Annotated in this window: 28 protein-coding genes; 27 read left to right on the top strand and 1 reads right to left on the bottom strand. The window is 35.9% G+C overall.

All coding sequences use genetic code 11. The annotated features are described in order from the left end of the window. Positions 1–365 precede the first annotated feature (365 nt). From IGJ02_RS08490 to IGJ02_RS08480, 3 genes are read left to right on the top strand one after another with little or no spacing between them, the layout of a single operon-like run. Positions 366–1,412: a hypothetical protein gene (locus IGJ02_RS08490; protein ID WP_430601711.1), complete on the top strand. Its 1,047-nt coding sequence runs from the start codon at positions 366–368 to the stop codon at positions 1,410–1,412. Positions 1,413–1,415: 3 nt separating this feature from the next. Further along, positions 1,416–2,675, top strand: coding sequence for a tetratricopeptide repeat protein (locus tag IGJ02_RS08485; protein ID WP_430601710.1), 1,260 nt, complete (start codon positions 1,416–1,418; stop codon positions 2,673–2,675). An 8-nt stretch (positions 2,676–2,683) separates the two neighbouring features. Next, the gene (locus IGJ02_RS08480) at positions 2,684–3,220 is read left to right on the top strand and encodes a YpiB family protein (protein WP_010761413.1); all 537 of its coding nucleotides are present in this window, start codon (positions 2,684–2,686) and stop codon (positions 3,218–3,220) included. 136 nt (positions 3,221–3,356) lie between these two features. Here the strand turns inward: IGJ02_RS08480 and IGJ02_RS08475 are convergent, their stop codons facing one another. Continuing rightward, a complete protein-coding gene (locus tag IGJ02_RS08475; protein WP_034683180.1) occupies positions 3,357–4,250 on the bottom strand; it encodes a YitT family protein in 894 nt (297 codons plus the stop codon). 160 nt (positions 4,251–4,410) lie between these two features. Here IGJ02_RS08475 and IGJ02_RS08470 point away from each other — a divergent pair, with 160 nt between their 5' ends. The 24 genes from IGJ02_RS08470 (at position 4,411) to IGJ02_RS08355 (ending at position 26,767) form a co-directional block, all read left to right on the top strand. Then, positions 4,411–4,758, top strand: a complete 348-nt coding sequence (locus IGJ02_RS08470) for a nucleotide pyrophosphohydrolase (RefSeq protein WP_010761411.1) — start codon at positions 4,411–4,413, stop codon at positions 4,756–4,758. Further along, the gene (dapB, locus tag IGJ02_RS08465; protein ID WP_430601709.1) at positions 4,751–5,539 is read left to right on the top strand and encodes a 4-hydroxy-tetrahydrodipicolinate reductase; all 789 of its coding nucleotides are present in this window, start codon (positions 4,751–4,753) and stop codon (positions 5,537–5,539) included. The genes IGJ02_RS08470 and dapB overlap by 8 nt, the downstream gene beginning before the upstream one ends. Next, a complete protein-coding gene (locus tag IGJ02_RS08460) occupies positions 5,536–6,747 on the top strand; it encodes a CCA tRNA nucleotidyltransferase (RefSeq protein WP_430601708.1) in 1,212 nt (403 codons plus the stop codon). Before dapB ends, IGJ02_RS08460 begins: the two co-directional genes overlap by 4 nt. 5 nt (positions 6,748–6,752) lie before the next feature. Then, positions 6,753–7,124 (top strand): thioesterase family protein, encoded by a 372-nt coding sequence (locus IGJ02_RS08455; protein WP_010761408.1) that lies wholly within the window; start codon positions 6,753–6,755, stop codon positions 7,122–7,124. 82 nt (positions 7,125–7,206) lie between these two features. Next, positions 7,207–7,659 (top strand): hypothetical protein, encoded by a 453-nt coding sequence (locus tag IGJ02_RS08450; protein ID WP_010761407.1) that lies wholly within the window; start codon positions 7,207–7,209, stop codon positions 7,657–7,659. A 74-nt stretch (positions 7,660–7,733) separates the two neighbouring features. After that, entirely contained in the window at positions 7,734–8,714 is a 981-nt protein-coding gene (locus tag IGJ02_RS08445; protein ID WP_010761406.1) for an NAD(P)H-quinone oxidoreductase, read from the top strand. 16 nt (positions 8,715–8,730) lie between these two features. Continuing rightward, positions 8,731–9,057: a nitrous oxide-stimulated promoter family protein gene (locus IGJ02_RS08440; RefSeq protein WP_430601707.1), complete on the top strand. Its 327-nt coding sequence runs from the start codon at positions 8,731–8,733 to the stop codon at positions 9,055–9,057. A 415-nt stretch (positions 9,058–9,472) separates the two neighbouring features. After that, positions 9,473–10,342, top strand: a complete 870-nt coding sequence (aroE, locus tag IGJ02_RS08435; protein WP_430601706.1) for a shikimate dehydrogenase — start codon at positions 9,473–9,475, stop codon at positions 10,340–10,342. Between the two features lie 27 nt (positions 10,343–10,369). Then, on the top strand, positions 10,370–11,392 hold the full coding sequence (gene aroF, locus IGJ02_RS08430; RefSeq protein WP_430601705.1) for a 3-deoxy-7-phosphoheptulonate synthase: 1,023 nt from the start codon (positions 10,370–10,372) through the stop codon (positions 11,390–11,392). A 66-nt stretch (positions 11,393–11,458) separates the two neighbouring features. Beyond that, entirely contained in the window at positions 11,459–12,520 is a 1,062-nt protein-coding gene (gene aroB / locus IGJ02_RS08425) for a 3-dehydroquinate synthase (protein WP_430601704.1), read from the top strand. Positions 12,521–12,698: 178 nt separating this feature from the next. Beyond that, positions 12,699–13,865 (top strand): chorismate synthase, encoded by a 1,167-nt coding sequence (gene aroC, locus IGJ02_RS08420; RefSeq protein ID WP_430601703.1) that lies wholly within the window; start codon positions 12,699–12,701, stop codon positions 13,863–13,865. A gap of 29 nt (positions 13,866–13,894) precedes the next feature. Beyond that, complete coding sequence (locus tag IGJ02_RS08415) at positions 13,895–14,992, top strand: prephenate dehydrogenase (RefSeq protein WP_430601702.1); 1,098 nt, start codon at positions 13,895–13,897, stop codon at positions 14,990–14,992. A 53-nt stretch (positions 14,993–15,045) separates the two neighbouring features. Continuing rightward, positions 15,046–16,329, top strand: a complete 1,284-nt coding sequence (gene aroA / locus IGJ02_RS08410; RefSeq protein WP_430601701.1) for a 3-phosphoshikimate 1-carboxyvinyltransferase — start codon at positions 15,046–15,048, stop codon at positions 16,327–16,329. A 15-nt stretch (positions 16,330–16,344) separates the two neighbouring features. Further along, positions 16,345–16,845: a shikimate kinase gene (locus IGJ02_RS08405; RefSeq protein ID WP_034682726.1), complete on the top strand. Its 501-nt coding sequence runs from the start codon at positions 16,345–16,347 to the stop codon at positions 16,843–16,845. A gap of 12 nt (positions 16,846–16,857) precedes the next feature. After that, the gene (gene pheA, locus IGJ02_RS08400) at positions 16,858–17,706 is read left to right on the top strand and encodes a prephenate dehydratase (protein WP_010761397.1); all 849 of its coding nucleotides are present in this window, start codon (positions 16,858–16,860) and stop codon (positions 17,704–17,706) included. 109 nt (positions 17,707–17,815) lie between these two features. Beyond that, positions 17,816–18,943: an LCP family protein gene (locus IGJ02_RS08395; protein WP_430601700.1), complete on the top strand. Its 1,128-nt coding sequence runs from the start codon at positions 17,816–17,818 to the stop codon at positions 18,941–18,943. A 75-nt stretch (positions 18,944–19,018) separates the two neighbouring features. Continuing rightward, a complete protein-coding gene (locus tag IGJ02_RS08390) occupies positions 19,019–19,867 on the top strand; it encodes a DegV family protein (RefSeq protein ID WP_010761395.1) in 849 nt (282 codons plus the stop codon). Positions 19,868–20,115: 248 nt separating this feature from the next. Further along, positions 20,116–20,307 carry a hypothetical protein gene (locus IGJ02_RS08385; RefSeq protein WP_010761394.1) on the top strand — a complete coding sequence of 64 codons (192 nt, stop codon included), beginning with the start codon at positions 20,116–20,118 and terminating at the stop codon, positions 20,305–20,307. Between the two features lie 29 nt (positions 20,308–20,336). Further along, positions 20,337–20,819: a hypothetical protein gene (locus IGJ02_RS08380; RefSeq protein ID WP_430601699.1), complete on the top strand. Its 483-nt coding sequence runs from the start codon at positions 20,337–20,339 to the stop codon at positions 20,817–20,819. Between the two features lie 164 nt (positions 20,820–20,983). Further along, positions 20,984–21,262 (top strand): hypothetical protein, encoded by a 279-nt coding sequence (locus IGJ02_RS08375; RefSeq protein WP_010761392.1) that lies wholly within the window; start codon positions 20,984–20,986, stop codon positions 21,260–21,262. Between the two features lie 19 nt (positions 21,263–21,281). Next, a complete protein-coding gene (locus IGJ02_RS08370) occupies positions 21,282–23,345 on the top strand; it encodes a cation:proton antiporter (protein WP_010761391.1) in 2,064 nt (687 codons plus the stop codon). Between the two features lie 56 nt (positions 23,346–23,401). Next, positions 23,402–25,288, top strand: a complete 1,887-nt coding sequence (locus IGJ02_RS08365; protein ID WP_430601698.1) for an ABC-F family ATP-binding cassette domain-containing protein — start codon at positions 23,402–23,404, stop codon at positions 25,286–25,288. A gap of 12 nt (positions 25,289–25,300) precedes the next feature. Further along, positions 25,301–26,248, top strand: a complete 948-nt coding sequence (locus IGJ02_RS08360) for a thymidylate synthase (protein WP_430601697.1) — start codon at positions 25,301–25,303, stop codon at positions 26,246–26,248. Between the two features lie 18 nt (positions 26,249–26,266). Then, positions 26,267–26,767, top strand: coding sequence for a dihydrofolate reductase (locus IGJ02_RS08355; protein ID WP_010761388.1), 501 nt, complete (start codon positions 26,267–26,269; stop codon positions 26,765–26,767). Positions 26,768–26,821 lie beyond the last annotated feature (54 nt).

The following is a 26,821-nucleotide window of genomic DNA, read 5'->3' as shown; positions in this document are numbered from 1 at the left end:
ATATAGAATAATCAGCTATGTCTAAAAACTAATTGTTTAACTATGAACATTGCAAAGTGCTAATTATCCAAATCAGACTGAATCGCTATGTTTTTTCAAAACAGCAATCGTTTAAGAAGTGCGCTATTTTTCCTAAAAGTTAACTGTTTTTCGAAACAAGTTAAGTATAAAGTGCAATTAAGAATTTTATTCATAGATAAATAGAATATCTATATCAAAATAATGAATCAATAATGTCTGTTCTTTAAGAAATTCAAAAGAACAATCGTCCTCTAAAGAAGGATCGTATGTTTTCAAAAATAAAAATCATCCCTCTTCCTGTTTTGCGACAACTAATGGTAAAATGTAGAAGAGGGGTGTTATCGATGGAATTAGTATATACGAAAAATCAGCTGCAAACGACGATTATCTATGGTGAAACCTTTGCCTCACAGATTAAATCAGCTTCATTTGAGTCGAGACATCTTTTCTTGATCACTAATCAACGGTATTATGATTTATTTTCGGAAAAACTAATTCAGCTTTTTGATGACAAACAGGAATTAGATTGGTATATTTGTAAGAATGACTCGCATTGTAATAACATGAACGAGTTGGAAAGCTTATTGGCATTTTTGGCAGATTTTGATCAACAACAAAAATTTCTTTTTTTAGGCGTTGGAAATGAGGGTGTTGTTCAATTGACTAATTTTTTGCACGAAACCTCTGTACTAACTTCGGATTGTTGGCTATTGCCATTATCAATTCAATCACTAAGTAGAAGCTTGATTGATGAAGTTCAAATAGAATTGAAAAATCGTCCTGTTTTAAAGAGTTTGATGCTAGCAGATAAGATACTCTATGATCGTACTTTAACAACGGATCATGGGGATGGAAAATTAGTTGATTTTCTTGTTTTTATTCGTTGTGGATTGGTTTGTAGTCATGATTTTTTACGAATGCTGTTTAAAAACTATAGCGATGCAACAAGATTGAATCAACAATCTTTCAATGGTATGTTGGATGAAATGATTCGCTATTATGAAAAAGATGGTCACATAATCGACCAATTTGGTCAACTGTTTGAACAAGGTTTTTTAGAAACAGCCAATGGTCATTTGTTGTCCAGTCATATGAAACGATTTTTAGGCTGCTTATTACAGCTGCTTTGGTCCCAAGAGGTGAATCAATTTCCTTTTCATTATAAGAATTTTATAATATGGTTGATTCGTTTAGGTTTCCCTGTTGCGTTTCCTGAACAAATTTTAGTCAGTGATTACGTGGAAGGTGTTTTAAAATGCGTAGAACGTGGGGGGAGAGCTGCCCTTTTGAAAGAAGTGGGAGAGCTTGATTCTATACAAAAACCTAACACAGAGGACTTATTAGTAACGGTAGAAAAATATAAAACTATTTTAAAAGAAATTAGAGGGTAAAAGATGACAACGTATAGTGAAAAAATGCTTGAAGCATTACATGAAGAAGATTTGGCGCAAGCACAATTAATGCTGGCGGAAGCAATTAGAAAAGATGACGATGATACACTTGCTGATCTAGGAGAAGAATTATTGTCACTTGGTTTTTTAGAAGAAGCAAAATTAATTTTTGACCATTTATTAACGGTTTTTCCTGATGCTGATGGGCTGAATATTCCGTTAGCAGAGATTGCCATTGAAAATAATTTGATTGACGATGCATTTGTTTACTTGGAAAAAGTAGGGAAAGACAGCGATAGTTATGTTCAAAGCCTACTTGTAACTGCAGATTTATATCAAGTGATCGGCATTCCAGAAGTAAGTGAAGCAAAATTAAAAGAAGCACAACGATTAATGCCGGATGAACCATTGATTTTATTTGCTTTAGGTGAGTTGTACTTTTCTAATGGTCAGTTTCAAGAAGCTTCTGCAGCTTACCAGAAGCTGCTTGAAGCACAAGTTACAGAAATCTCCAATGTCTCGATCAATGAACGCTTAGGAAGCAGTCAGAGCATGTCTGGTGATTTTGAAGAAGCAATCCCATTTTTAGAAAAAGCACTAGAAGAAGGTCAGACGGATGATCGTTTATTCCAATTAGCATTCACTTACTTACAACTACATGAAAATCAAAAAGCAATTGCACTTTTACAGCAACTAAGAGCATTGAATCCACACTACCAATCTCTGTATTTGTCTTTAGGAGAGGCATTACAGGAAGAAGAACAATTAGAAGAAGCACGAACTGTTTTAGCAGAAGGGATCAAAGAGAATCCTTTCCAAGTAGATCTATATCAATTAGCATCTGAAAATGCTTATCGACTACACGATACTGAAAAAGCTGAATCTCTATTAAAACAAGCTTTAGAACTTGGTGAAAAGACAGATGAAACAAGGCTTACATTAAGCAATTTGTATTTGAACGAAAATCGCTTTGATGAAGTAATTGAAGTTGTGCAGCAAATGGAAGAACAAGGTCATCCCTATGGCGAATGGAATTTAGCTCATGCATATAATGAGTTGGAGGAGTTTGCATTAGCAAAAGTACACTATGAACAAGCGTATCAAGAACTATCGCATGAACCTGAATTCTTAAAAGAATATGCAGTCTTTCTTCGTGAAGAAGGACAGTTGGAAAAAGCGAAGGAACTTTTACAACACTATCTTCAACACGAACCTGGTGATAATGAGGCAGTATCACTGTTAGAAGATATTGAAGAAAGATAGGTGATTAGATGTTTGTCAATGTCGCAGATAAAAAGGAATTTTTAGTTTGGCTGGTCAATAATATTTCATTTACTCAAAGAGAAGTTTTATGGATTTTAAACTATTTAATCAATCACGAAGCTATTTTGAATAACGTGCATTTTGTCGAGCAATCAGACAAAGCAATTCGTGGCATAAAAGTCACCTCAAGAGAAATGGAAGATGAGCCAATTCGATTGTTTTTATCAGGCAAAGAATTTACGGATACTGATCAGATTTTTCATGAAATTCGTATGAATTGGAAAGAAGCTCTATATGTGGAATGTATTTTTGATGGCTCATGGCAGAATAGCCAATATTTATCCATTTTAGAAGATAATCCATATGCTCGTTGGAATGAACAGGTCAGTGAAGAAGTAATTGAAAGTATTAATGTTTTTTTTGCTCATGAAGAAAAACAAGCAAAAATTGATTTGTTATACAATCAAATCGACTTAGCTTTAGAAGATAATAACTACGAAGCATTTTTAGAGTTGACAGATGAATTGAATCGTTTGAAAAAATAATAAATAGCCTGAGACAAAACTAAACTAAACACCAGTTTTGTCTCAGGCTATAAATCCGTATAAACGGTGAAAAAAAGTAGCTCTTTCGGCTTATTTCTCGGATCTAAGCGCTTTTGTAGCGAGCTCTTTCCTTGATTTAATTGAATTGATTTTTCCTTTTAAATAGCATTTTTGTAGGTTTGGAGTAAGTAAATCCTTCCCCTATTGCTTCATGTACGTTGATCACCGAAATAAATGCTTTGGCATCCAATTCGTGGACAATACGTTTAATTTCCATGATTTCACTAGGGCTAACAACGACATAAAGAACTTTCTTATCAACTTGAGAATAACCACCTTGACCATCTAAATAAGTAACACCACGTTCGAGTAGAGCCATAATGACTTCCCCGATATCTTCAGAATGATCCGAAATCACTAAGATACCTTTGGCAGCATAAGCACCATCCAAAACAGAATCAACCACCTTACTGAAAACAAAAGAAACAATCAAGGTGTACATCATTCTTTTGACATCAATATAGCTTAAAGAAAGAATCAATACTAAAATGTCAAAAATCAGAAGTGAACGGCCCATACTGATCCCATAATTTTTTTCCAAAATTCGAGCGACCACATCTGTTCCACCAGTCGTTCCGCCCACGCGATAAACGAATCCGCTACCGATACCTGCAGCAAGTCCAGCCAGTAAAGATGCGATCAATAAATCATGATCTAGATTGACTTCTATAGGGAATCGTTGCCACAGCCACAAAAATACTGATAAAGACACAGTTCCTAAAATTGTATAATAAAATGAGTGCTTACCTAAAATTTTTCCCCCAATCAGGATCAGCGGAATATTGATAATCAAGGTTGAATAGGCCGGATCGATATAAAAAAGTGCACGCAAAATCAACGTAATCCCTGTTACTCCGCCCTCTGCTAAATCATTTGCGATATTAAATGTTACTAAACCAAACGCATAAAGACATGTGCCAGCTAAAATCAGCAAAACGTCCTTAATATAAAATCTTTTTTCCTCAATCATAATGATCACTCCTAACACATATTGGGCGATACTGTATAGGATCATACCCAAAAAACCTCGTTCAGTACTCACTTTATCATTCTCATTATAAAACAACAAGTAGAACCTTTTCAGATGACGTACTTTTTGATAAGATGAGTAGTAGAAAGGTTGGGGTAAAATGAATGATGAAAATCGATCTTTGCATTCTATGCAAGAAGAAGTGGATACTTATATCCAGCAATTTAAAACGGGTTATTTTTCTCCATTAAGCCAAATGGCACGATTAACAGAAGAAGTAGGTGAATTAGCGAGAGAAATCAATCATTATTATGGTGAAAAACCTAAGAAAACAAATGAAAAGCCAAAAACTGTTTCCGAAGAATTGGGCGATGTATTATTTGTTACAATGATTATGGCTAATTCGTTAGATATAGATTTAACTGAGGCGTTCCAAAAAAATATGGAAAAATTCAATCAACGGGATAAATATCGTTTTGAACGAAAGGATGGTCAAACAAATGATTAAAATTGTAGTTGCAGGCTTTAAAGGGAAGATGGGTTCGACCGCAACCAAAATGGTTTTGAATCATGAAGCTTTTGAATTAGTGGGTGTTTTAGATCCTTTTGAAGAAAAGAACAACCTTAAAGAATTGGCAGACTATCCATTGATCAATATACCGATTTTTAAAACGAAAGAAGACGTTCTTTCTGTCCAGCCAGATGTTTGGATCGATTTCACTATTCCCAAAGTTGCATACGAAAATACACGTTTTGCGATTGAACATAAAATCGCGCCGGTTGTCGGCACAACTGGTTTAACCGAAGAGCAATTAACTGAATTGATTGATCGTTCAGAAAGATTAAAATTAGGTGGTTTGATTGCACCTAATTTTGCTGTAGGTGCTGTTTTAATGATGCAGTTTGCTCAAAAAGCTGCTGAGTATTTCCCCGATGTTGAAATTATTGAGTTACATCATGACAATAAATTAGATGCACCAAGCGGAACAGCTATCAAAACTGCTGAGATGATGAGTGAGGTGCGTGCAAGAAAAGAACAAGGTCATCCAGAAGAAAAAGAATTGATCAAAGGTGCGCGCGGTGCTGATTTTGAAGGAATGAAAATCCATAGTGTTCGCTTACCAGGGATGATTGCGCATCAGCAAGTCCAATTTGGTGGTGTTGGAGAAGGGTTGACGATCAGGCATGATTCATATGACCGCAGTTCATTTATGACAGGCGTCGCATTAGGATGCGAAAAAGTCGTTCACTTAGAAAAATTAGTGTACGGATTGGAAAATTTATTATGAAATTAGACATAATACCAGATGAGTTTACTAGAGCAACAAGTGTGTTGAAGGACATTCAATCCCATGGGTTTGAAGCTTATTTTGTTGGGGGCAGTGTTCGTGATGCATTATTGAAACAACCCATCCATGATGTTGATATTGCCACCAGCGCATACCCAGAAGAGATCAAACAAATTTTCCCTAGAACAGTCGATGTCGGAATCGATCATGGGACAGTTCTGGTTTTAATAGGTGAAGAGCAGTATGAAATCACTACTTTCAGAACGGAATCAACGTATCAAGATTTCAGACGCCCAGATGCAGTAACGTTTGTACGCTCGTTAAAAGAGGATTTAAAACGCCGTGATTTTACGATCAATGCATTAGCGATGAATGTTGAAGGTTCTATCATAGATTTATTTGATGGTATGGATGATTTAGAACAGCGAATCATTCGAGCGGTGGGGGATCCTAAAGAACGGTTTCATGAAGATGCATTACGGATGATGAGGGGACTACGTTTTGCTAGCCAATTGGATTTTAAAATTGAAGCAAATACCTTAGCAGCCATCGAAGAATTTCATCCGCTTTTAGAAAAAATTTCTGTCGAACGAATTGCTATGGAGTTTATCAAACTTTTACTAGGAAAAAACAGAAAAACTGCGTTGTTGCCTTTTATCGAGACTGAGTGTTATCAATATTGTCCAGAGTTAAAGAATCATGCTGAAGCACTGTTTAGATTTTCTGATCTCCCAGATAAACAGATTGAAACAGAAAATCAAGCGTGGACTTTGCTGGTCCATACCTTGGAACTAAAAGACAATGAGATCCGCAATTTTTTAAAATCATGGAAACAGTCCAATCAAATGATTCATGAAGTGCAACAACTGATTTATGGATTGAATAAGCGACTTTTGGAAGAATGGCAAGTCATGGATTTATATAATTTAGGATTAGATGCTGCAATATCTACAGAAAAGCTATTGTTTTATTATGGACGAAATAGTAAACTTGAAGAAGTGAAAGACCGTTATTTATCTTTGCCCATTCATGACAGAAAAGAACTTGCGCTTACTGGCAATGATTTACTTGCTTATTTTGATAAAAAACCAGGTAAATGGTTAGGCGAGATGATTGAAATGATTGAAACTGCTGTTGTGAAAGGTCAAATAGTGAATAACAAAGAAGTGTTGCTTGCATTTGTGAACGATAAGATCAATGAGGAGTGATAAGCATGGAAGAGTTTTCTAAAACGTTTGTTGTTGGTTCAAAGGATACTGCAAAAGAAATGGGATCGGGTGATCTTGATGTACTAGCGACTCCAGTAATGATTGCAATGGTTGAGAATACTGCAAAAGAATATTTGCATAAAGAGTTGGCATCAGAAGAAACAAGTGTAGGAACAGTAATAAATGCAAAACACTTACGTCCGTCTAAAGTGGGGGCCAATATTCTGGTCAAGGTAAAAGTTGACTCTCAGGAGACATCAAAGATAAATTTTTCTTTCGATGTATTTGATAACGAGGAATTAGTTGCAACTGGAATCCATCAAAGAGCTGTTATCTTAACGGATGTTTTTTTGGATAAATTAGCACTTCGTAAGTGATAAGGCGAATGGTGTGACCTAGCCAGAAAGTTATGCTAAACTTAACTTTGTAGAAATTATTTTAGATAAGGGGACTTACATTATGAGTAGAGAAATGACAGGATTAAAGTTTTATTTTAGAAATGGTGAAACTTGGACGATCGGTCGCCGTTTTATCGGAGATTTATGGATCAAACAAATTTCAACTAGTTTTGGCCGCATCCATGGAAGTGAATTTATGGAAATTCACCCATGTGAAGGATTTAAAATCGAAATCTTCCAAGAAGGCGATCATGTTCAAACTCATGATATCAATCTTGGTGGATTAGAATTAGGAATGTTTGCCCGTGCTTTAAAATATGAAGATATCGAACGTATGGAAATTTTATATAAAACTGGTACGCCAGATTTAGTTTACTTCCCATACAAGGATAAAACTGACGAAGGTTTAGATAATGTCTATCAATCTACTAAAGTCAGTGAAAAAACGAAAAGTTTATATATCGTGATTGATCCAACTCAAACAGTTGATGACGTATACGGTGAAGAACTTTAATAAATAGTTGATTTGACCGTAGATTTCTTTTGAGAGATTCTACGGTTTTTTTATTAAAACGGTGAGGTGTAAAAATGAGAGCTATAGAATTATCATATAAGAATAGTCAACCTATTTTAAAACTAACACAAAATGCTGTATTACCTAAAAGAAATGAGAAGCAGCTATTGATTAAAGTTGAAGCTGCAGCGATCAACCGCACCGATTTAGTGGCAATAGAAACGGGAAGACTTCCAAAAGGCAATATGATTTTAGGAGTTGAAGTTTCTGGAACAGTAATAGAAAGTGATTCAGAGCTATTTCCATGTGGTAGTCGAGTGATGGGGCTTGTGAATGGTGGCGGGTATTCTGAGTACGCTGTGATGAACATAGGTAATGCAATGCTTTTATCTGAGCAATTGACGTTTGAAGAAGGTGCGGCAATTCCAGAAGTGTTTTTAACAGCGTATCAAACGCTGTTTTGGCTTGGTAATCTAGATTCTAATGCATCAGTTTTGATACACGCTGGTGCTAGTGGTGTAGGGACGGCTGCAATCCAGTTAGCGAAAGGATTAACGTCAGCTAAAATTTTTGTTACAGCAGGCTCTTCTGAAAAACTGGATCTATGTCGATCATTGGGCGCAGACGTTCTGATTAATTACCACGACGAAAATTTTAGTGAGCGAATTCTCCAAGAAACTAAAGGGCGCGGTGTGGATATTATTTTAGATTTTATTGGTGCATCCTATTGGAAACAAAATGTTGCGAGTATCGCCTATGATGGTCGTTTGATTCTTATTGGTATTTTAGGTGGTGCAGTAATTGAAGAACTCAATTTAATGGATTTACTTGAAAAAAGAATCACAATAAAAGGGACATTGCTGACACCGAGAAGTGATGCCTACAAAGCAGAGCTGACTGAAGAGTTTTCAACTAAAACGAAAAAGTTGTTTGAAGAAGGGTTGCTAAAACCCGTTGTAGATACAGTATTTTCGCTGGAAGAAGTGGAAAAAGCCCATCAATATATGAGGAGCAACAAAAATAAAGGGAAAATCATTTTAAAAATCAATGATTGAATAATGAGTGATAAAAATGGTGAAAAAAAATAATGGACCAAAAATAAAAGAAGAAAAGCGAACCATCATTGCAATGATCGATATCTATTATAAAAAACATAAAGAACCTGCAATCGATAAACAAACGTTGTTGTCTTACTCACAGCTTCGATTGGATGTTTGTCGGTTTGGGGAGGAAAAGCCCACTTGTAAACAGTGTCCGGTACATTGTTATCGCCCCGATTACAAAGAACAAATGAAACAAGTGATGAGATACTCCGGACCAAGAATGTTACTTTATCATCCTATTTTAGCTGTAAAACATCTTTTAAAAGAAAATAAAAGTAAAAAAATTAAAGTATGATGAACACGCATAATTACTAGTTTTTATTTTAAAAAAACTAGAAAAAATAAAAGAATAAGTAACAAAATAGGTTGACACGTCGTTGGCCTAGGTATATACTGAGAACAATTCTTAAATAAATCAGTTACGGAGTGATTCATATGACAACCATGAAGCATAACCAATTACAACTGAATAATTATTACTTTAGCTATTTTAGATGAGTTTGTATTCATAACATTATGGATGCAGACTAGCAAGTTTGTATCTATGATGGCTAGGGGATTTCGAGATGACTTTCAGCCGCGTAGATGAGAAAATCTATAGTGGCTTTTATATTACCTATTTTTTGTGAGGTGTTCACTGTAGATTTTTCTGAAAATTTACGTGAATACCTTTTTTGTTTGAGAAAAATCGCTTTTGAGGAGGAACTAGGATGGAAAATACGATTACAGGACACACAAGATTAGCTGCATTATTTGCAACACCGATTCGTCACAGTGTTTCACCAATGATCCATAATACAGCTTTTCAAGCATTAGGAATCGACGCGGTATATTTGGCTTTTGAAGTAGGGACAGATGGGTTAGAGCGAGCGATTGATTCAATCAAAAATTTGGAAATGATCGGTGCAAATTTGTCGATGCCCAATAAAATTTTGGCTGTCGAATATATGGATGAATTAAGTGAAGCGGCTCGTTTGATTGGTGCGGTTAACACTATCACCAACAATCAGGGAAAATTAACCGGGCATAATACTGATGGAACTGGCTTTATGAGAAGTTTGCAAGATATCGATGTTGACATTATTGGTAAAAAAATAACAATTATCGGAGCAGGTGGTGCAGCTACAGCGATTATTGTTCAAGCGGCTTTAGATGGGGTCAAAGAAATCACGGTTTACAATCGTAAAGATGATTTTTACGACAAAATCAAAGCAAAGCTAGCTTATATTTCTGAAAATACAAACTGTGCCATTACCTTGTATGATTTATCTGATGAAAATCGCCTATCTAAAGATGTGGCAGAAAGTACGTTATTATTAAATGCAACTGGTGTTGGAATGAAGCCATTAGAAGGACAGACACCAATACAAGATTTTTCTATCATTCGTCCAGATCTCGCTGTCTGTGACGTCATCTATACACCAAGAGAAACTGAATTTCTTAAACAAGCCCGTATACGTGGCGCTAAAACCAATAACGGCTTGGGTATGTTGCTTTATCAAGGTGCTGCAGCGTTTGAAAAGTGGACAGGACAAGAAATGCCAATAGAAATCGTAAAACCAATTATTGAAAATAACTAAATTAACTTGACTGAAGGAGAGAACAACATGATCGTAATTATGAAATCAGAAGCAACGAAAGCACAAATCAAATCGGTGATCGAACGAGTGAAAAAAGAGGGACTAGAAGTTCATCTAAGTGAAGGCAAGGAACAAACAATCATAGGCTTGGTTGGTGACACAAGAAAAATGCAAGATGTGGCGTTCAATAGTTACGATGGTGTTGAAAATGCAGTAAGAATATCGTTGACATACAAACTGACAAGTCGTGAGTTTCATCCAGAAAATACGATTGTTGATGTTGATGGTGTAAAAATCGGTGATGGCAGTATGACGATGATGGCAGGCCCATGTTCAATCGAAAGTTTAGACCAAATTCGAGAATGTGCGAGAATTGCTAAAGCAGGCGGTGCAACTATTTTGCGAGGCGGCGCTTTTAAACCAAGAACATCACCCTATGCTTTTCAAGGATTAGAAGAAGAAGGTCTAAAATACATTCGCCAAGCAGCAGATGAATTTGATATGAAAGTTATTACAGAAGTTATGGATGAAGCACACATCGATATGATTGCCCAATACAGTGATATTTTACAAATTGGTGCTAGAAATATGCAAAACTTCAAATTGTTACAAGCTGTAGGGAAAACGGGGAAACCAATTGGCTTAAAACGTGGTATTTCTGGTACAATTGATGAGTGGTTAAATGCTGCAGAGTACATCGCTGCCAAAGGAAACTTCAATGTTATTTTTATCGAGCGTGGTATTCGGACTTACGAAACCGCAACTCGTAATACACTTGATTTGAGCGCAGTTCCATTAATTAAAAAATTAAGCCATTTTCCAATTATTGTTGATCCAAGTCACGGTGTAGGAATTTGGGATCTTGTACCATCAATGGCACGTGCAGGTATTGCAGCGGGGGCTGATGGTTTGATTGTTGAGATTCATCCAGATCCAATCAACGCTTGGTCTGACGGTCCACAATCATTAAACGAAAAAACATACATGCGTATGATGGAAGAAGTTCATATCATTGAAAAAGCTATGAAAGAAATCAACGCGTTAGGGTAAAGAATGAAGTAATCTGGGTAGTAACGGAAGGTTATTGTTTTCTCATAAAAAAAGGAGTTGAAGTAATTGAAACTGACGGTAAATTTACCAAATCACTCTTATGATCTAGTCATTGAAAATGGTTTGTTAAAAAATATTGGCTCTTGGGCAAAAGAACTGTGGTCACCCCAAAAGATCGTAATTATAACAGATACAAATGTTCGCCCTTTGTACGGTGATCAAGTTTACAAAAGTTTGAAAGAAGCAGGATTTGAGACGTCAATATTTGTAATTGATGCTGGTGAGCAAAGTAAAAGTTTGTCTGTAGCTGCTGAAATTTATGATTTTCTAGCAGATGAAGGAATGACTAGAAGCGATGGAATTATTGCTTTAGGTGGTGGAGTTGTTGGAGATTTAGCTGGTTTTGTCGCTTCAACATATATGCGAGGTCTTCATTTTTTACAAGTTCCAACCACATTATTGGCTCAAGTGGATAGTAGTATTGGCGGGAAAACTGCTGTTAATACAACCAAAGCAAAAAATTTAGTAGGTACATTTGCTCAACCAGATGGTGTTTTGATTGATCCTGATACCTTGAATACGTTGGAAGTAAGACGTATTCGAGAAGGAATCGCTGAAATTATCAAATCTGCCGCTATCGCAGATGAGAGCTTATGGCAAAAGTTAGGTGCACTAACTGATGAGAATGATCTAAGAGCACATGCAACAGAAATTATTGCATCTTGTTGTAAAATAAAGCGAAGTGTTGTGGAAGAAGATGAACTTGACAACGGAGTACGTTTACTTCTCAATTTTGGTCATACAATCGGTCATGCACTGGAAAATACCGCTGGATATGGTAATTTAACTCATGGTGAAGGCGTCGCAATCGGGATGAGTCAAATCACAAAAGTTGCCGAACGGAAAAATTTGACTCCAGTTGGTACAACAGAACAATTAAATAAAATGATTCAAAAATTTCATCTTCCTGTGACATCGAATCATTGGAATCAAGAGCAATTGTATACTGCATTGACTCATGATAAGAAAACACGTGGCGGAAAAATCAATATTATTTTATTGGAGTCGATCGGTAAAGCGAAAATCGTTCGGATTCCAATCGAAGAAATGAAGAGTTATTTAAATTAGTTAGCTACAAGGGCTAGCACCATCGCAACAATTTCTATGAGCTACAGCCCTTAGGATTGAAGGTCTTAAGAAAAAAGACAAAAATTGAATGTGACAAAAAGCATTACGTTCAACTTCGACTATTTTTCTGTCAGAGCTGGACAAAGCCGTTACGCTTTTAAATTTAGGAGGAAATCATATGCGTTTTATTACAGCGGGAGAATCACATGGACCAGAATTAACAGCAATAATAGAAGGCTTACCAGCTGGGTTGCCGTTATCGCCAGAAGATATTAATTTAGAGTTAGCTAGAAGACAAGGTGGATATGGCCGTGGCGGCAGAATGTTGATTGAAAAAGATCAAGTAAGAATCACTTCCGGTATTCGTCACGGCAAAACACTAGGATCACCGGTCACACTTGTCGTTGAAAATAAAGATTGGAAAAATTGGACTTCTGTCATGTCAATTGATGAAGTTTCTGAGAAAGAAAAAAAAATCCGACGAGTAAATAAACCACGCCCAGGACATGCAGATCTTGTCGGTGGTATCAAATACCAGCATGATGATCTTAGAAATGTACTAGAACGTTCATCAGCGCGTGAAACAACGATGCGAGTTGCAATAGGAGCAATCGCTAAAAAGTTACTAAAGGAACTGGATATTGAAGTAGCAGGACATGTTGCGATTTTAGGCGGTATCAAAGCTGAAATCCCAGATAACTTAACGGTCAAAGAAATTCAAGAACGCTCAGAAAATTCAGATGTGCGTGTTCTTGATTCATCAGTCGAACAAGAAATTCGCGACTTAATTGATAAGACAAAGAAAAATGGTGATACGATCGGTGGCGTAGTAGAAGTCGTTGTTGGTGGTGTACCAATTGGTTTAGGTAGCTATGTTCAGTGGGATCGCAAATTAGATGCCAAAATTGCCCAAGCGGTTACGAGTATCAATGCATTTAAGGGCGTTGAGTTTGGGATTGGATTTGAAATGGGCTTTAAACCAGGTAGCCAAGTCATGGACGAAATTGTTTGGGATAAAGCAACTGGGTATACAAGAACATCGAACAATCTTGGCGGTTTTGAAGGTGGTATGACAAATGGAATGCCAATTATTGTTAGAGGTGTTATGAAGCCTATTCCAACGTTATATAAGCCATTACAAAGTGTCAACATTGATACAAAAGAACCTTATAAAGCAAGTGTTGAGCGGTCGGATAGCACGGCTGTTCCGGCTGCAAGTGTCGTTTGTGAAGCTGTGGTCGCAACAGAAGTTGCCCAAGCAATGTTGGAAAAATTTGGCAGTGATTCATTTGAACAAATGAAAGAAGAAGTTGAATCTTATCGCCGTTATACTCAAACGTTTTAACTAAAACAAAAAATGGAGAGTGAAGCGGAATGGATAAAAAGGTTTTGATTATCGGCCTAGGTTTGATAGGTAGTTCATTAGCATTATGTATAAAAAAAGAACATCCATTTACAACGGTTATTGGAATAGATAATCAAGTAACTTCAGAAGAATTTGCTTTAAAAAGAAACATTATCGATCAAATAGGCAGTTCTTTGGAAACAGAAGCTGTGCAAGCAGACATCATTTTCCTGTGCACACCTGTTAAAAGCATGTTGAAACAATTAAACGTTTTAGGTACTTTATCGTTAAAACAAGATGTGATTATTTCTGACGTAGGGAGTACGAAACGAGAGATTGTTCAAGTAGCTCAAAAGGCTGGATTAAAAACATTTATTGGTGGACATCCAATGGCTGGATCACATAAATCAGGTGTGACCGCAGCTGATGAAAATTTATTTGAGAATGCTTATTATATTTTAGCTTCCTCAGAAGTAGAGAAACAAAGTCAAATCAAAGAATTACAAACCTTGTTACAAGGAACACGAGCAAAATTTGTTGTTCTTACAGCTGAAGAACATGATCAGATTACAGGAATGCTCAGTCATTTACCTCATATTATCGCAGCTGGATTGGTAAATCAAAGTAAGATCTTTAATGATGAGCACCCCCGATCACGACAATTAGCGGCTGGTGGTTTTCGAGATATCACAAGAATTGCGTCATCTGATCCGCAAATGTGGACGGATATTCTACTAAGTAATAAAGAGAGCTTGCTAACGTTAATGAACGCGTGGCAAGCTGAAATGGACCAAGTTTCAACTTGGATTCAAACCGAAAATAAAGAGGCTATTTTTCAATTTTTTTATGAAGCAAAAGAGACGAGAAATCAAATGCCTGTTCACAAAGAAGGTGCAATTCCGGCATTCCATGATTTATTTGTGGATGTTCCTGATGTTCCAGGGGTCATTGCGGAGATCACAGGGTTACTTGGCAAAGCAAAACTATCCTTGATTAATTTGAAAATTCTTGAAACGAGAGAAGATATCTATGGTATCTTACAATTAACGTTTAAACGTCAAGAAGATTTGGAAAAAGCAAAGGATTGCATTAAAAAGCAAACGAATTATTTATGCTATGAAAAATGAGTAAGGACAAAAATTAACCGATTTGTTTTGCTTTTAAATTTAGGAGGGGTAATTTGGATTTAGTAGTTAACAAAGTCAACTTAAATGGAATGATCGATGTTCCTAGTGATAAATCAATTTCACATAGAAGTATTATGTTTGGTGCAATTGCACAAGGCAAAACGACGATTAAAAATTTTCTGCGTGGCGATGACTGTTTAAGTACCTTAAAAGCTTTTAAGGATTTAGGGGTTAAAATTGAAGATGATGGCGAAACTATCACCGTTTATGGAACAGGATTTTCAGGATTGAAACAAGCAAAACAAGCAATTGATGTTGGAAATTCTGGTACCACGATCCGATTGATTATGGGGATTTTAGCTGGAGCACCATTTACATCTCAATTATTTGGTGATCATTCGATTGCAAAACGACCGATGAATCGAGTGATGTTACCAATCAATCAAATGGGTGCAAAATGTTCTGGTCATGATGGGACAGAATTTCCCCCTCTTACTGTAGAAGGAACAGAAAAGTTACAACCAATCAACTATCAGATGCCAGTGGCTAGTGCGCAGGTTAAATCAGCGATTCTTTTTGCGGCCTTACAAGCACAAGGAGAATCAGTTGTTGTAGAAAAAGAAAAAACTCGAGATCATACAGAAGACATGATTCGTCAGTTTGGTGGAGAAATTTCCGTGTCGGGAAAAGAAATACGTATTAGCGGTCCACAAAAATTAGTAGGCCAAGAAGTTATTGTACCAGGTGATATTTCTTCAGCAGCATTCTTTCTTGTGGCAGGTTTAATTATCGCTGACAGTCGAATTGTGTTGAATAATGTTGGTTTAAACCCAACCCGAACTGGTATTATTGACGTTATTGAACAAATGGGTGGAAAATTAACAATTGAAGAAACAGGCAGCATGGCAAATAAGGCAGGAACATTAACTGTTAAAACGAGTGAATTGAAAGGAATCGAAATCAGTGGAGAAATCATTCCGAGGTTGATTGATGAGCTACCGATCATTGCTTTATTGGCGACGCAAGCTGAAGGAATTACTATCATTCGTGATGCTGAAGAGTTAAAAGTAAAAGAAACTAATCGAATCGATGCAGTTGCTAATGAGCTAAATAAAATGGGTGCTAATATCGAACCTACCGATGATGGTTTGATTATTCATGGTAAAACGCCACTTCATAGTGCAAAAGTTACCAGTTATGGAGATCACCGCATTGGTATGATGCTGCAAATTGCTGCGCTGTTAGTAAAAGATGGAACAGTAGAATTAGAAAAAGCAGAGGCGATTTCTGTTTCTTATCCAAGATTTTTTGATGATTTAAATAAATTATATCGATAAACGGAGGAACGAATGATGAAGGGGATTATTTTAATTGGTTTTATGGGAGCCGGGAAAACAACAGTCGGGAAACTTCTTTCAGAAAAAACTGGGATGGAACATATCGATTTTGATGATAAAATCGTTGAAGAAATTGGTATGACAATTCAAGAATATTTTGATTTACATGGTGAAGATGCATTTAGAGAAAGAGAAACAAATGTTTTAAAACGCTATTTAGACCATGATCAAGTAGTATCAACTGGTGGCGGAATCGTAATGAGGTCTGAGAATCGAGAACTTTTAAAACAAATGGCACCCGTTATTTATTTACAAACCAAACCAGAAGTATTCATTCCAAGGTTAAAACACGATCATACGACTGTTAGACCTTTAGTTGTATCAAAATCACCAGAAGAAATCAAACAAGTTTTTGAGCCAAGGATTCCGTTTTATGAAGAAAGTGCCAGCTTAGTGGTTGCCACTGATAATCGTACACCTGAGGAAATCGTCCATGAAATTTTAAAAAATATATAAGTAGGTGAGCAAATGAAAGTCGGTTTTTTAGGTCCAGAAGCTTCTTTTACTCATAACGCAACAAAAACTGCTTTTCCAAATGAAGAATTGATTTCTTATCATTCGATTCCAGCTTGTATTAAAGGAGTTGAGTTTGGCGAGGTTGATTTAGGGGTTGTTCCAATTGAAAATACGATAGAAGGATCTGTTAATACTACAGTAGACTATCTTTTTCATCAAACAACAATTCCAGTAGGGGCGGAAATCGTTCTGCCAATCTATCAACAATTGATGGTAGCAAAAGAAAACAAGGGAGCCTGGCAAGAAACAAGCAAAATTTTGTCTCATCCTCAAGCTTTAGCACAATCTCAGGAATTTATCCGTACCTATTTTCCAATGGCTGAACTTGAAGCAACACCATCTACTGCCTATGCTGCAAGTTTTGTGGCGAGTCATCCAGATCAAAAAATCGCGGCTATTGCACCAAAACTTTCCGCTGAAAAATATGATCTTGAAATTGTTGGCAAAGACATTCAGGATGTAGCAATCAATCAGACTAGGTTTTGGGTCATAGGATCTGAAAAAGTCGAAGTACCAATCGAATCTACCAACCAAAAACTAACGATTGCATTGACGATGCCAAATAACATGCCAGGAGCATTACACAAAGCGTTATCGGCCTTCAGTTGGCGAGAAATTGATTTAAGTAAAATTGAATCACGACCATTAAAAACAACTTTAGGTGAATATTTCTTTTTAATTGATATTAATGTTCAAAAACCGCAACGATTACTAGAGAATGCTTTAGAAGAAATACGTTTAATGGGCGGATCAGTGAAAATATTCGGAAATTATGCAATTCACCCAATCGACGGAGTATAAAGATCTGAAAAGGTCTTTTTATTTTTTGTTAAATTTTGTCTATCTAATAGGAATTTTTAGCAAAATAAGGTATGCTTATAACTGTTGTTAATTGAAGTGAGGTGGAAATATGAGCCGTGTAGATCGCTATAAACACATACATGATAAATCAAAACCAGTAGAAGAAAAGAATGGCTTTAATCCAAGGAAAGAAAAAAATTATACTGAAGAACCTAGAAATAGCTATTATCAAGAACAAGAACCATTGGATCAACCAAATCAACATTTAGGACAAACATATACAACTGACAAGTCAAAAAATGTTTCAAAAAAAGATAAAAAGCCGAAAAAACCAAAAAGAAAGAGACGATTTAGTTGGCCTAAAAGAATTTTTTTATTTTTAGTCTTGTTAATTGTATTAGCAGTTGGGTTCTTTTTCAAAGGAAAATCTTATGCTGAAAATGATAATTCTTTACCTAAAGAGGCAATCGAGACGTTCAATGGAGTAAAAAGTGCGAACGGTGCGAATAATATCTTGATCTTAGGTAGTGATACAAGAGGAGACGATTCTGGCCGAGCGGATACTATTATGGTGTTGCAGTTGGACGGTCCTTCTAAAAAGCCTAGATTGATTTCCTTTATGCGGGATACATTTGTAGATATTCCGGGTTATGATGCCAATAAGATCAATGCAGCTTACGCGTTAGGTGGAGCTGATTTAGTTCGTCAAACTTTAGCAGAAAATTTTAATATTCAGACTAGATACTACGCAAAAGTGGACTTTCAATCATTCGAAAAAATTATAGACTCAATGTTTCCAAGTGGTGTTAAAATCGATGCTGAAAAAGATCTGAATCTAGATGGTGTTGATATTTTTAAAGGTAGTCAGAAAATGGATGGCCATAAACTTTTGCAATATGCACGTTTTAGAAAAGATGAAGAAGGCGATTTCGGTCGTGTTCGTCGTCAACAGCAAGTGATGACAGCGGTTATGGGACAATTAAAGAATCCTTTAGCGTTGCTCCGTACACCAGAATCGTTAGGTCGTTTAGTAGGGTATATGTCAACCGATGTTCCTACATCATTTATGCTTAAAAACGGTCCATCCTTGATGCTAAAAGGCGGTGGCGGAATCGAGCGCTTAACTGTTCCAGTTGAAGGTTCTTGGAGTAATTTAGATATTGATTATGCCGGCAGCGTCCTTCAAATCGATTTGGATACGAATAAAGAAGCGGTTCAAAGTTTTCTTGATCAATAAGTATTTTATTTAATTATGAACTGATTTATGCTATATTTATAATACCGTGTAAATTTAGTGAAACGAGGTTACAAAATGAAAATTGCTATTGTGACAGATAGTACAGCTTATTTACCTGAGCGAATTAAGAACTCACCCAATCTATTTGTTATTCCCATCCCTGTTATTTTAGATGGTAAGATATATAACGAAGGAATCGACATTGAAGCCGATGAATATTATAGCTTATTGAATAATAGTAATGAGTTTCCAACGACCTCTCAGCCTGCATTAGGTGAAGTTATTGAACTGTACAAAGAAATTGCTGCCAAAGGATATGATACGATTATCAGTATTCATCTTTCATCGGGTATCTCTGGTTTTGTTAATACATTATTTTCATTAACGGATTCGATCGAAGGTATTACGCTTTATCCTTATGATTCTAAGATTACAAGTGTACCAATGGGACATATGGTAGAAGCGGCTTTGGATTTAGTGAAAGAAAATGCTAGCTTAGAAGAGATATTTACTAAATTAGACATTATTAGAGATAATACTTATGCGTATTTGATTGTTGACGATTTGAACAATCTTGTACGTGGCGGACGCTTAACGAATGGGGCTGCTTTGATTGCTGGACTATTGAAAATCAAGCCGATTTTAACATTCGAAGATGGTAAAATCGTTTTATTTGAAAAAATCCGTTCGACGAAAAAAGCTTTTGCTCGTGCAGAAAAGATTATTGGCAAACGAGACAAAGAGATCAACCGACCAGTGAAATTATATGTGATTCATGCAAATAATTTAGCGGTTGCTGAAGAAGAAAAAGCAAAGCTTCAAAAGCAATACCCAAATGCAATTATTGAAATTGGTCATTTTGGCCCAGTTATCGGAACACATTTAGGCGAGAAAGCAATCGGAATCTGTATCTCGGCTCAATAAATGAAAAGATGAAACAAGGCTGTTTTTCAGTTTTTGTTTCATCTTTATTTTTTACGGGTACCATTCTTTAGGAAGGCATATGTCGCTCAAACTAGTTGTCATCCTTAAAATAGAAAAAAATAAACTGTATGAACCTGTTCGTATAGCTCAACGAAAAAGAAATAGTATGTTACAATAAAAAATAACGATTCAATAGTCATTTTCCTTTAAAAGTAAGGTATACTTAAATAAAAAAGGAGGGCGAGTGGATGAATCTAATTGAAGAACGTTTGCAAAAAGAAAAAATGAAACAAGTTCAACTACTCGCTGCATATTATCAGGTGGTCAATCGTTTACCGCTTGGCGATAAGAGAGATCAGATGATTCGTGATATATTAGCTTGTAAGGATAAAATAAAAAAAATCAATCAGCAATTGACAGAATTAAATAAAAAAGCGTAATACTATTTCGGTTATAAAAGGAGCGTATTTTGGGTATAGAATTTTTTACATTGCTACTTGTAGCTTTTGTCGTAATCTTGTATGTTTATTTGATTTTAGTAAGAAAAAGTATCCTGATCAAAAGCATTAAAAGAAAACTTGTTTATGTTTTGGTGATTGGGTTTAGTTTGCTTATCTTACTCCTTACTTTAACCACTGAAAAAACTACCGATCAAAGAATTCGTGGCTTTCTATCGGTTTTGCTTGTTTTAAGTTTTTTACTAGATACAAAAGGACTTTCAGATGATCGGATTATTTTAGGACCTTTTGATAAAAATGGTATCTTGTATCAGGACGTTGAGAAAATGGCGTTATTGGTCAAAAAAAAAGAAATTCGCTTAAATTACTTTAAAAATGACCGGCGTGGTCCGATGATGAAATTTTCTATTCCATTGGAAGAGTTACTAGCATTTTTTTCAGAACGATTGAATGAAGATGCTGAAATCAGTATTTTAGTAGATGAGGATAAATAACCGATAAATATAGGAGGAAATCGTCGTTATTTTCTTCTGTTATTGAAATGTAAGCGTTAGAAAATCTATTCAAAAAGTTTTTTTTAAAGAATAGTTAATTTTAGTAGGTATTTCTTTAACTGTTTGCTATAATGTGCAGAGAAATTCTGAAAGGAAGTATTGTTGTGAGTAAAGAAATAGAGCAACGAATTGCTGAATTACGCGAAAAATATAAAGAGTTACCTCCAGAAAAAAAAGCTGAGTGGGAACGTCATATTAAAAAAAGAAATTTTTTAAACTATAAAAAAATTGAATTAATCAAATCCGAGTTACTTCGATTAGAAGCGCGCCGTGCGCAACTAGAACTCTGCGATAAAGAAAAAGAGCTTGGACTTATAGAGAAAAAAATTACCTGTAAGAAAGAAAAATTATTACGGTATTTAGGAAAACAACTCAATCATTAATTAATAAGGGGGATACAAGATGGGGTTTGTTTATTTAATTATTGTATTTGCTTTTGCCATAACATTTTCAAACGTCTTTAATCGAATTGTTCCGATTATTCCATTACCAATTGTCCAAATAATCGTAGGGGTTTTAATCGGACTGACAGATATCGGTCGTGAAATTGTATTTGAACCAGAAATATTTTTAGTGATGATTATTGCACCTTTATTGTTTCGCGAAGGGGAACGAAATGATATTTCTGCAACGATGAAAAATTTTAGTGTCATTTTATTTTTAGCATTTATTGGCGTATTGATCACACTTGTTAGTGTGGGTTGGGCTTTACATATGGTTATTCCTGCTTTGCCGATTGCAGCTTGTTTTGCTTTAGGTGCAGCACTTGGACCTACAGATGCAGTGGCTGTAGGTTCTTTATCTGGAAAAATTCAGATACCGCCCAAAGCAATGCATATTTTGGAAGGTGAAGGTCTGATTAATGATGCGTCTGGCGTTACGGCTTTTCAATTTGCGCTTGCAGCGTTGTTGACTGGTAGTTTCTCAGCTGCAGATGCCGGAATTACGTTGGTTGTCTCTAGTATTGGTGGTGCCATTGTAGGAGCTGTTTTAGTCATGATCAAACGTCAAGTTGTTATGATCTTAGAAAAAGCTTCAGCAAGAGATGTAACCGGTTATTTATTATTAGAGTTATTGTTGCCATTCTTAGCCTATATGGTCGCTGAACTGTTCGATGTTTCGGGGATTATTGCGGCAGTGGTAGCAGGAGTTATGCAAGCTGCCAGTTTTAAAAAGATTTCTTTGTTTGAAGCAGAACTTTCAAGTGTTTCAGAAAGTACTTGGGGTACTATTACGTTTATGTTGAATGCATTAGTTTTCCTTTTCTTGGGAATCGAGTTATCACAGGTCTTTTCACCAATTTGGAATAGCGAGACATACTCTAATAGTTTCTTGATGGTAGTTATTTTGATTTTAAGTGTTACATTGTTTGTTGCGCGTTTTTTCTCTATTTTTTTGATTTACAGTGTGAAAAACGGATTAAAGAATGTATGGCAGTCGATGAATGAAATGCTGATTCTAACTTTTGGCGGGGTCAAGGGAACTGTCAGTTTGGCTACGATTTTTATTTTACCGTTAACTTTAAATGGACAAGCTTTTCCAGAACGATCATTATTGTTATTTATTACGGCTTGTGTAATTTTGGTTACTTTAGTAGGTGGCATTCTTGTTCTACCATTTTTGACAGAATCAGATGAGATCGAAAGTACCAATGTTCAGGGAATTACGTTATTACAAGATGTCATTGAAAGACTTAAAAAAATCAATCAAGACGATCCCCATGTTGAAATGAACGTTGTGATTGAAAATTATCAAGATCGTGTCAAAGAATTATATACAGAGCAATTGCCCTCAGATCAACGACAAGAGGTGCAAGAGTTAAGGGCGTTAATCGTTTCGATAGAAAGAGATGGTTTAGAAGAGAGTTTCCGTCAAAAAGAGATCGGTATTGAAGGATATCGACTTTATGAACGCCTAATTTCTAGAATGGAACGCTCTATTGCTAGACAACTACTTTCGATTATTGGTTTTTGGCTACTTTTTGTTCGTCAAATTATTGCTTTTTTTGTGCATCCTAATATGTTATTCGGCAAAAAGGATGAAGAAAATCGACGGGAGTTTCAAAAGGAAGAATTGGAAAATGTTCGTCAAGTCTTTTTACAAAATACTGAAGTCATTTTGAAAAGTTTGGATAACTTAAAAGGTGTTTATGATGAAGAAATTATTCAATTCTTTATAGATGGACGTCTTCAATTTGCTCATAGGCTAGAAGATGGAACGTTTATTGATTCTTTTATTGTTCGTTCGCAGTCTAATTATGCTAAAGAACTCTTGATCGGATACCAAGAAGAACGAAGAGTAATCGATGAATATGAACTTTCTGAAAAGATTTCTTCTTTTGAAGCAAATGAATATCGCAAAAATGTTAATCTGTTAGAATCGTATTCAATTAATGACGTTTCTAATACTATTCCGCTTAGAAAATTGACAAGAGAATTAAAAAAAGAAGCAGACCAAGAAAACTAGCTTCTTTTTTTTACTTTTTTTTGTTACAATAAGCAGGATGAAAAGGGCGTGAGCATATGAATGAATTAAAAGTAAATGAATTGACTAAAACATATGGAGAGAAAACATTGTTTGATCATATTTCTTTCCATATTCATGATAAAGACCGAATCGGATTGATTGGTACAAATGGTACTGGTAAAACTAGTTTATTGAATATCCTCGCTGGTATTGATAGCGGTGATGGGGATGTCGGAGCAATTCAGCAGCCAAATGATTATCAAATAGGCTATCTTTCTCAAGACAGAGAGTTCGATCCTGATTTAACAGTTGTAGAGGCTGTTTTTCAAGGGGAGACTCCAATTATTCAAGCGGTAAAAAATTACGAGTTAGCATTACTTGCATTAGCTACCGATGGCCTTAGTGAAAAGGCTCAAAAGCAATATGCTCAAGCGGAAGAACGAATGAATAAAGAAGATGCTTGGACGGCGGATACTGATGCCAAAATAATTTTGCAGAAATTAGGTATTGAAACCTTGCATAAGAAAATTGGCGAATTGTCTGGTGGGCAAAAAAAGCGTGTTAGTTTAGCGCAAGTATTGATAGAATCGCCAGATTTATTATTGCTAGATGAACCGACAAACCATTTAGATTATGAAGCAATCAGTTGGTTGGAAAGCTTTTTAAATGGATACCGTGGGGCAATTTTAATGGTAACACATGATCGTTATTTTTTAGATCGTGTAACGAATCGGATTTTTGAATTATCCTTTGGGAAATTATATGAATATAAAGGAAATTATGAAGCCTATATTATTTCAAAAGCAGAACGAGAACGAGTTGGTGTAGAACAAGAAGAAAAAAGAAAGCAGCTTTACAAACAAGAGCTTGAGTGGATGCGTGCTGGAGTAAAAGCACGTGGTACAAAACAACAAGCCCGACAAGATCGATTCCATGATCTTAAAGAAAACCTTCATCAAGTCAATCAAAAAGGGCAATTGGAAATTGATGTAGCCACGAAAAGACTAGGAAAAAAAGTTTTAGAAATCAAAGATGGACAGTATGAAATCGAACATAAAACAATTCTAAAACAATTTGATCTACTTATTCAGGCGAAAGATCGTATTGGAATTACTGGAAAAAATGGTGCAGGAAAATCGACATTGTTAAATATTTTGGCTGGTCGTTTGGATTTAGATAGTGGAATGTACTCAATTGGAGAAACGGTAAACCTAGCTTATTATACGCAGCAAAATGAAGCAATGGATCCAAATCAACGTATGATTTCTTACTTACAAGAAGCGGCAGAACAAGTTCAACGAACAGATGGAACGAACATAGGTGTTGCTGAACTATTGGAAAGATTTTTATTTCCTCGCTTTATGCACGGGACAGTTATTGGTAAATTATCCGGTGGTGAAAAACGTCGACTGTATTTGTTAAAACTATTGATCGGGCAACCTAATGTGCTATTATTGGACGAACCAACAAATGATTTGGATATTGACACTTTAACGATATTAGAAGATTATATTCAAACCTTTAAAGGTGCTGTAATTGCAGTTTCTCATGACCGCTACTTCTTAGATAAAACAATGGAGAAATTACTTGTTTTTCAAGGAGAAGGTGAAATTACAACTTATTTCGGTTCTATGAGTGAATATTTAACTGTAAATAAAGAGCAGTCTAAAAAGGCAATCAAGTCTGAAACAAAACCGACAAAAGAAACCGAAAAGAAAGAAAAAACAAAATTGACCTACATGGAACAAAAAGAGTGGGAAACAATCGAAACAGATATCGCTCAACTGGAAGAACGTACAGCACAACTGAGTGAAGAGATGAATCATCAAGGAGATGATTTTACAAAGCTACAACAACTTCAAACAGAGCTGTCCACAGTGGAACAAGAGCTTGAAGCGAAAATGGAACGCTGGGAATATTTAAGTGAATTTGCAGAAAATTAGGAGGCATAAACTATGGAAGAAGCATATTTATCATTAGGCCGTAAAATTTTAGAGGAAGGTCACCTTAAAGAAGATCGCACTGGTACAGGTACCAGAAGTATTTTTGGTCATCAAATGCGTTTCGATTTGTCCAAAGGCTTCCCTTTACTAACGACAAAACGAGTACCGTTTGGCTTAATTAAAAGCGAACTTTTATGGTTTTTAAATGGTGATACGAACATTCGCTATCTCCTGCAACACAACAATCATATCTGGGATGAATGGGCTTTTGAACGCTACATCAAAAGTGAAGATTATAAAGGTCCTGATATGACTGATTTTGGCCGTCGGGTACTGACGGATGAGGCTTTTAAGGAAAGTTATGAAAAAGAGCATAAAAATTTTTGCGAAAATATTTTATCGGATGATGCTTTTGCGGAAAAGTATGGTGAATTAGGCAATATTTACGGTGCTCAATGGCGGCATTGGGAAACCAAAGACGGCAGCTTTATTGATCAAGTAAAAAATGTTATTGAAATGATCAAAAAAACACCAGACTCCAGACGTTTGATCGTATCAGCGTGGAATCCAGAAGATGTTCCATCAATGGCTTTACCACCATGCCACACCATGTTTCAATTTTATGTAAATGACGGGAAATTAAGTTGTCAGCTTTACCAACGTAGCGGAGATGTTTTTCTTGGTGTTCCGTTTAATATTGCGAGTTATGCCTTGTTGACTCATTTGATTGCTCATGAAACAGGTTTAGAGGTAGGTGATTTCGTCCATACATTAGGCGATGCTCATTTGTATACGAATCATATTGATCAAATGAATGAACAGCTGTCTCGAGAGATTCGATTGTTTCCTACACTAAAACTAAATCAAGAAAAAAAATCAGTTTTTGATTTTGAAATGAAAGATATTGTTATCGAAGGATATGATCCACATCCTGCAATCAAGGCGCCAATTGCCGTTTAATTTGAAAGGAGACTCCTTATGTTAGCAGCTATATGGGCCCAAGATGAACAAGGGACGATTGGCAAAGAAAATCGTTTACCTTGGCATTTGCCGAATGATTTGAAATTTTTTAAACAAATGACAGAAAACAATACTATTGTTATGGGGAGAAAAACCTTTGAAGGTATGGGGAGTCGCCCGTTACCGAATCGTCAAACGATCGTTTTAACTACAGACAAAGAGTATCATGCAGATGGTGTTCTAGTTTACCATACCGTATCAGACGTTCTTGACTATGCAAAAACTTTTTCAGGGATTACATTTATTGCGGGTGGTTCAGCAGTTTACGAGAATTTTTTACCGCATTGTGATGTATTGTACCGTACAGTTATTCATCACTCATTTGAAGGTGATACGAAATTTCCGCCTGTTAATTGGAATGATTGGACCTTGATCAATTTAAGTGAAGGGGTACAAGATGAAGAGAATAGCTACGCGCATCAATTTGAAACCTATCAACGTAAAGTGTCTGTAGATTAAATTGTTTTTCTATAATTTAACTGATTAGATAACAAAAAGGCTCTTTGTCAACTA

It is taken from the genome of Enterococcus sp. DIV0724b, from assembly GCF_050531475.1.
Lineage (GTDB): Bacteria > Bacillota > Bacilli > Lactobacillales > Enterococcaceae > Enterococcus_L > Enterococcus_L haemoperoxidus.
The sequence above is the reverse complement of the archived record's forward strand: the minus strand, read 5'-3'. Positions and strand labels throughout refer to the sequence as shown.

Bases quoted from the DNA above. Each gene is read 5' to 3' on its own strand.
- aroF (WP_430601705.1), top strand. From the start codon at position 10,370: ATGATCGTAATTATGAAATCAGAAGCAACGAAAGCACAAATCAAATCG.
- IGJ02_RS08470 (WP_010761411.1), top strand. From the start codon at position 4,411: ATGAATGATGAAAATCGATCTTTGCATTCTATGCAAGAAGAAGTGGAT.
- IGJ02_RS08455 (WP_010761408.1), top strand. From the start codon at position 6,753: ATGGAAGAGTTTTCTAAAACGTTTGTTGTTGGTTCAAAGGATACTGCA.
- IGJ02_RS08460 (WP_430601708.1), top strand. From the start codon at position 5,536: ATGAAATTAGACATAATACCAGATGAGTTTACTAGAGCAACAAGTGTG.
- IGJ02_RS08385 (WP_010761394.1), top strand. From the start codon at position 20,116: ATGAATCTAATTGAAGAACGTTTGCAAAAAGAAAAAATGAAACAAGTT.
- IGJ02_RS08405 (WP_034682726.1), top strand. From the start codon at position 16,345: ATGAAGGGGATTATTTTAATTGGTTTTATGGGAGCCGGGAAAACAACA.
- IGJ02_RS08480 (WP_010761413.1), top strand. From the start codon at position 2,684: ATGTTTGTCAATGTCGCAGATAAAAAGGAATTTTTAGTTTGGCTGGTC.
- IGJ02_RS08440 (WP_430601707.1), top strand. From the start codon at position 8,731: ATGGTGAAAAAAAATAATGGACCAAAAATAAAAGAAGAAAAGCGAACC.
- IGJ02_RS08390 (WP_010761395.1), top strand. From the start codon at position 19,019: ATGAAAATTGCTATTGTGACAGATAGTACAGCTTATTTACCTGAGCGA.
- IGJ02_RS08365 (WP_430601698.1), top strand. From the start codon at position 23,402: ATGAATGAATTAAAAGTAAATGAATTGACTAAAACATATGGAGAGAAA.
- aroE (WP_430601706.1), top strand. From the start codon at position 9,473: ATGGAAAATACGATTACAGGACACACAAGATTAGCTGCATTATTTGCA.
- aroC (WP_430601703.1), top strand. From the start codon at position 12,699: ATGCGTTTTATTACAGCGGGAGAATCACATGGACCAGAATTAACAGCA.
- IGJ02_RS08485 (WP_430601710.1), top strand. From the start codon at position 1,416: ATGACAACGTATAGTGAAAAAATGCTTGAAGCATTACATGAAGAAGAT.
- IGJ02_RS08490 (WP_430601711.1), top strand. From the start codon at position 366: ATGGAATTAGTATATACGAAAAATCAGCTGCAAACGACGATTATCTAT.
- IGJ02_RS08355 (WP_010761388.1), top strand. From the start codon at position 26,267: ATGTTAGCAGCTATATGGGCCCAAGATGAACAAGGGACGATTGGCAAA.
- IGJ02_RS08445 (WP_010761406.1), top strand. From the start codon at position 7,734: ATGAGAGCTATAGAATTATCATATAAGAATAGTCAACCTATTTTAAAA.
- dapB (WP_430601709.1), top strand. From the start codon at position 4,751: ATGATTAAAATTGTAGTTGCAGGCTTTAAAGGGAAGATGGGTTCGACC.
- IGJ02_RS08395 (WP_430601700.1), top strand. From the start codon at position 17,816: ATGAGCCGTGTAGATCGCTATAAACACATACATGATAAATCAAAACCA.
- IGJ02_RS08370 (WP_010761391.1), top strand. From the start codon at position 21,282: ATGGGGTTTGTTTATTTAATTATTGTATTTGCTTTTGCCATAACATTT.
- IGJ02_RS08450 (WP_010761407.1), top strand. From the start codon at position 7,207: ATGAGTAGAGAAATGACAGGATTAAAGTTTTATTTTAGAAATGGTGAA.
- IGJ02_RS08475 (WP_034683180.1), bottom strand. From the start codon at position 4,250: ATGATTGAGGAAAAAAGATTTTATATTAAGGACGTTTTGCTGATTTTA.
- IGJ02_RS08360 (WP_430601697.1), top strand. From the start codon at position 25,301: ATGGAAGAAGCATATTTATCATTAGGCCGTAAAATTTTAGAGGAAGGT.
- pheA (WP_010761397.1), top strand. From the start codon at position 16,858: ATGAAAGTCGGTTTTTTAGGTCCAGAAGCTTCTTTTACTCATAACGCA.
- IGJ02_RS08415 (WP_430601702.1), top strand. From the start codon at position 13,895: ATGGATAAAAAGGTTTTGATTATCGGCCTAGGTTTGATAGGTAGTTCA.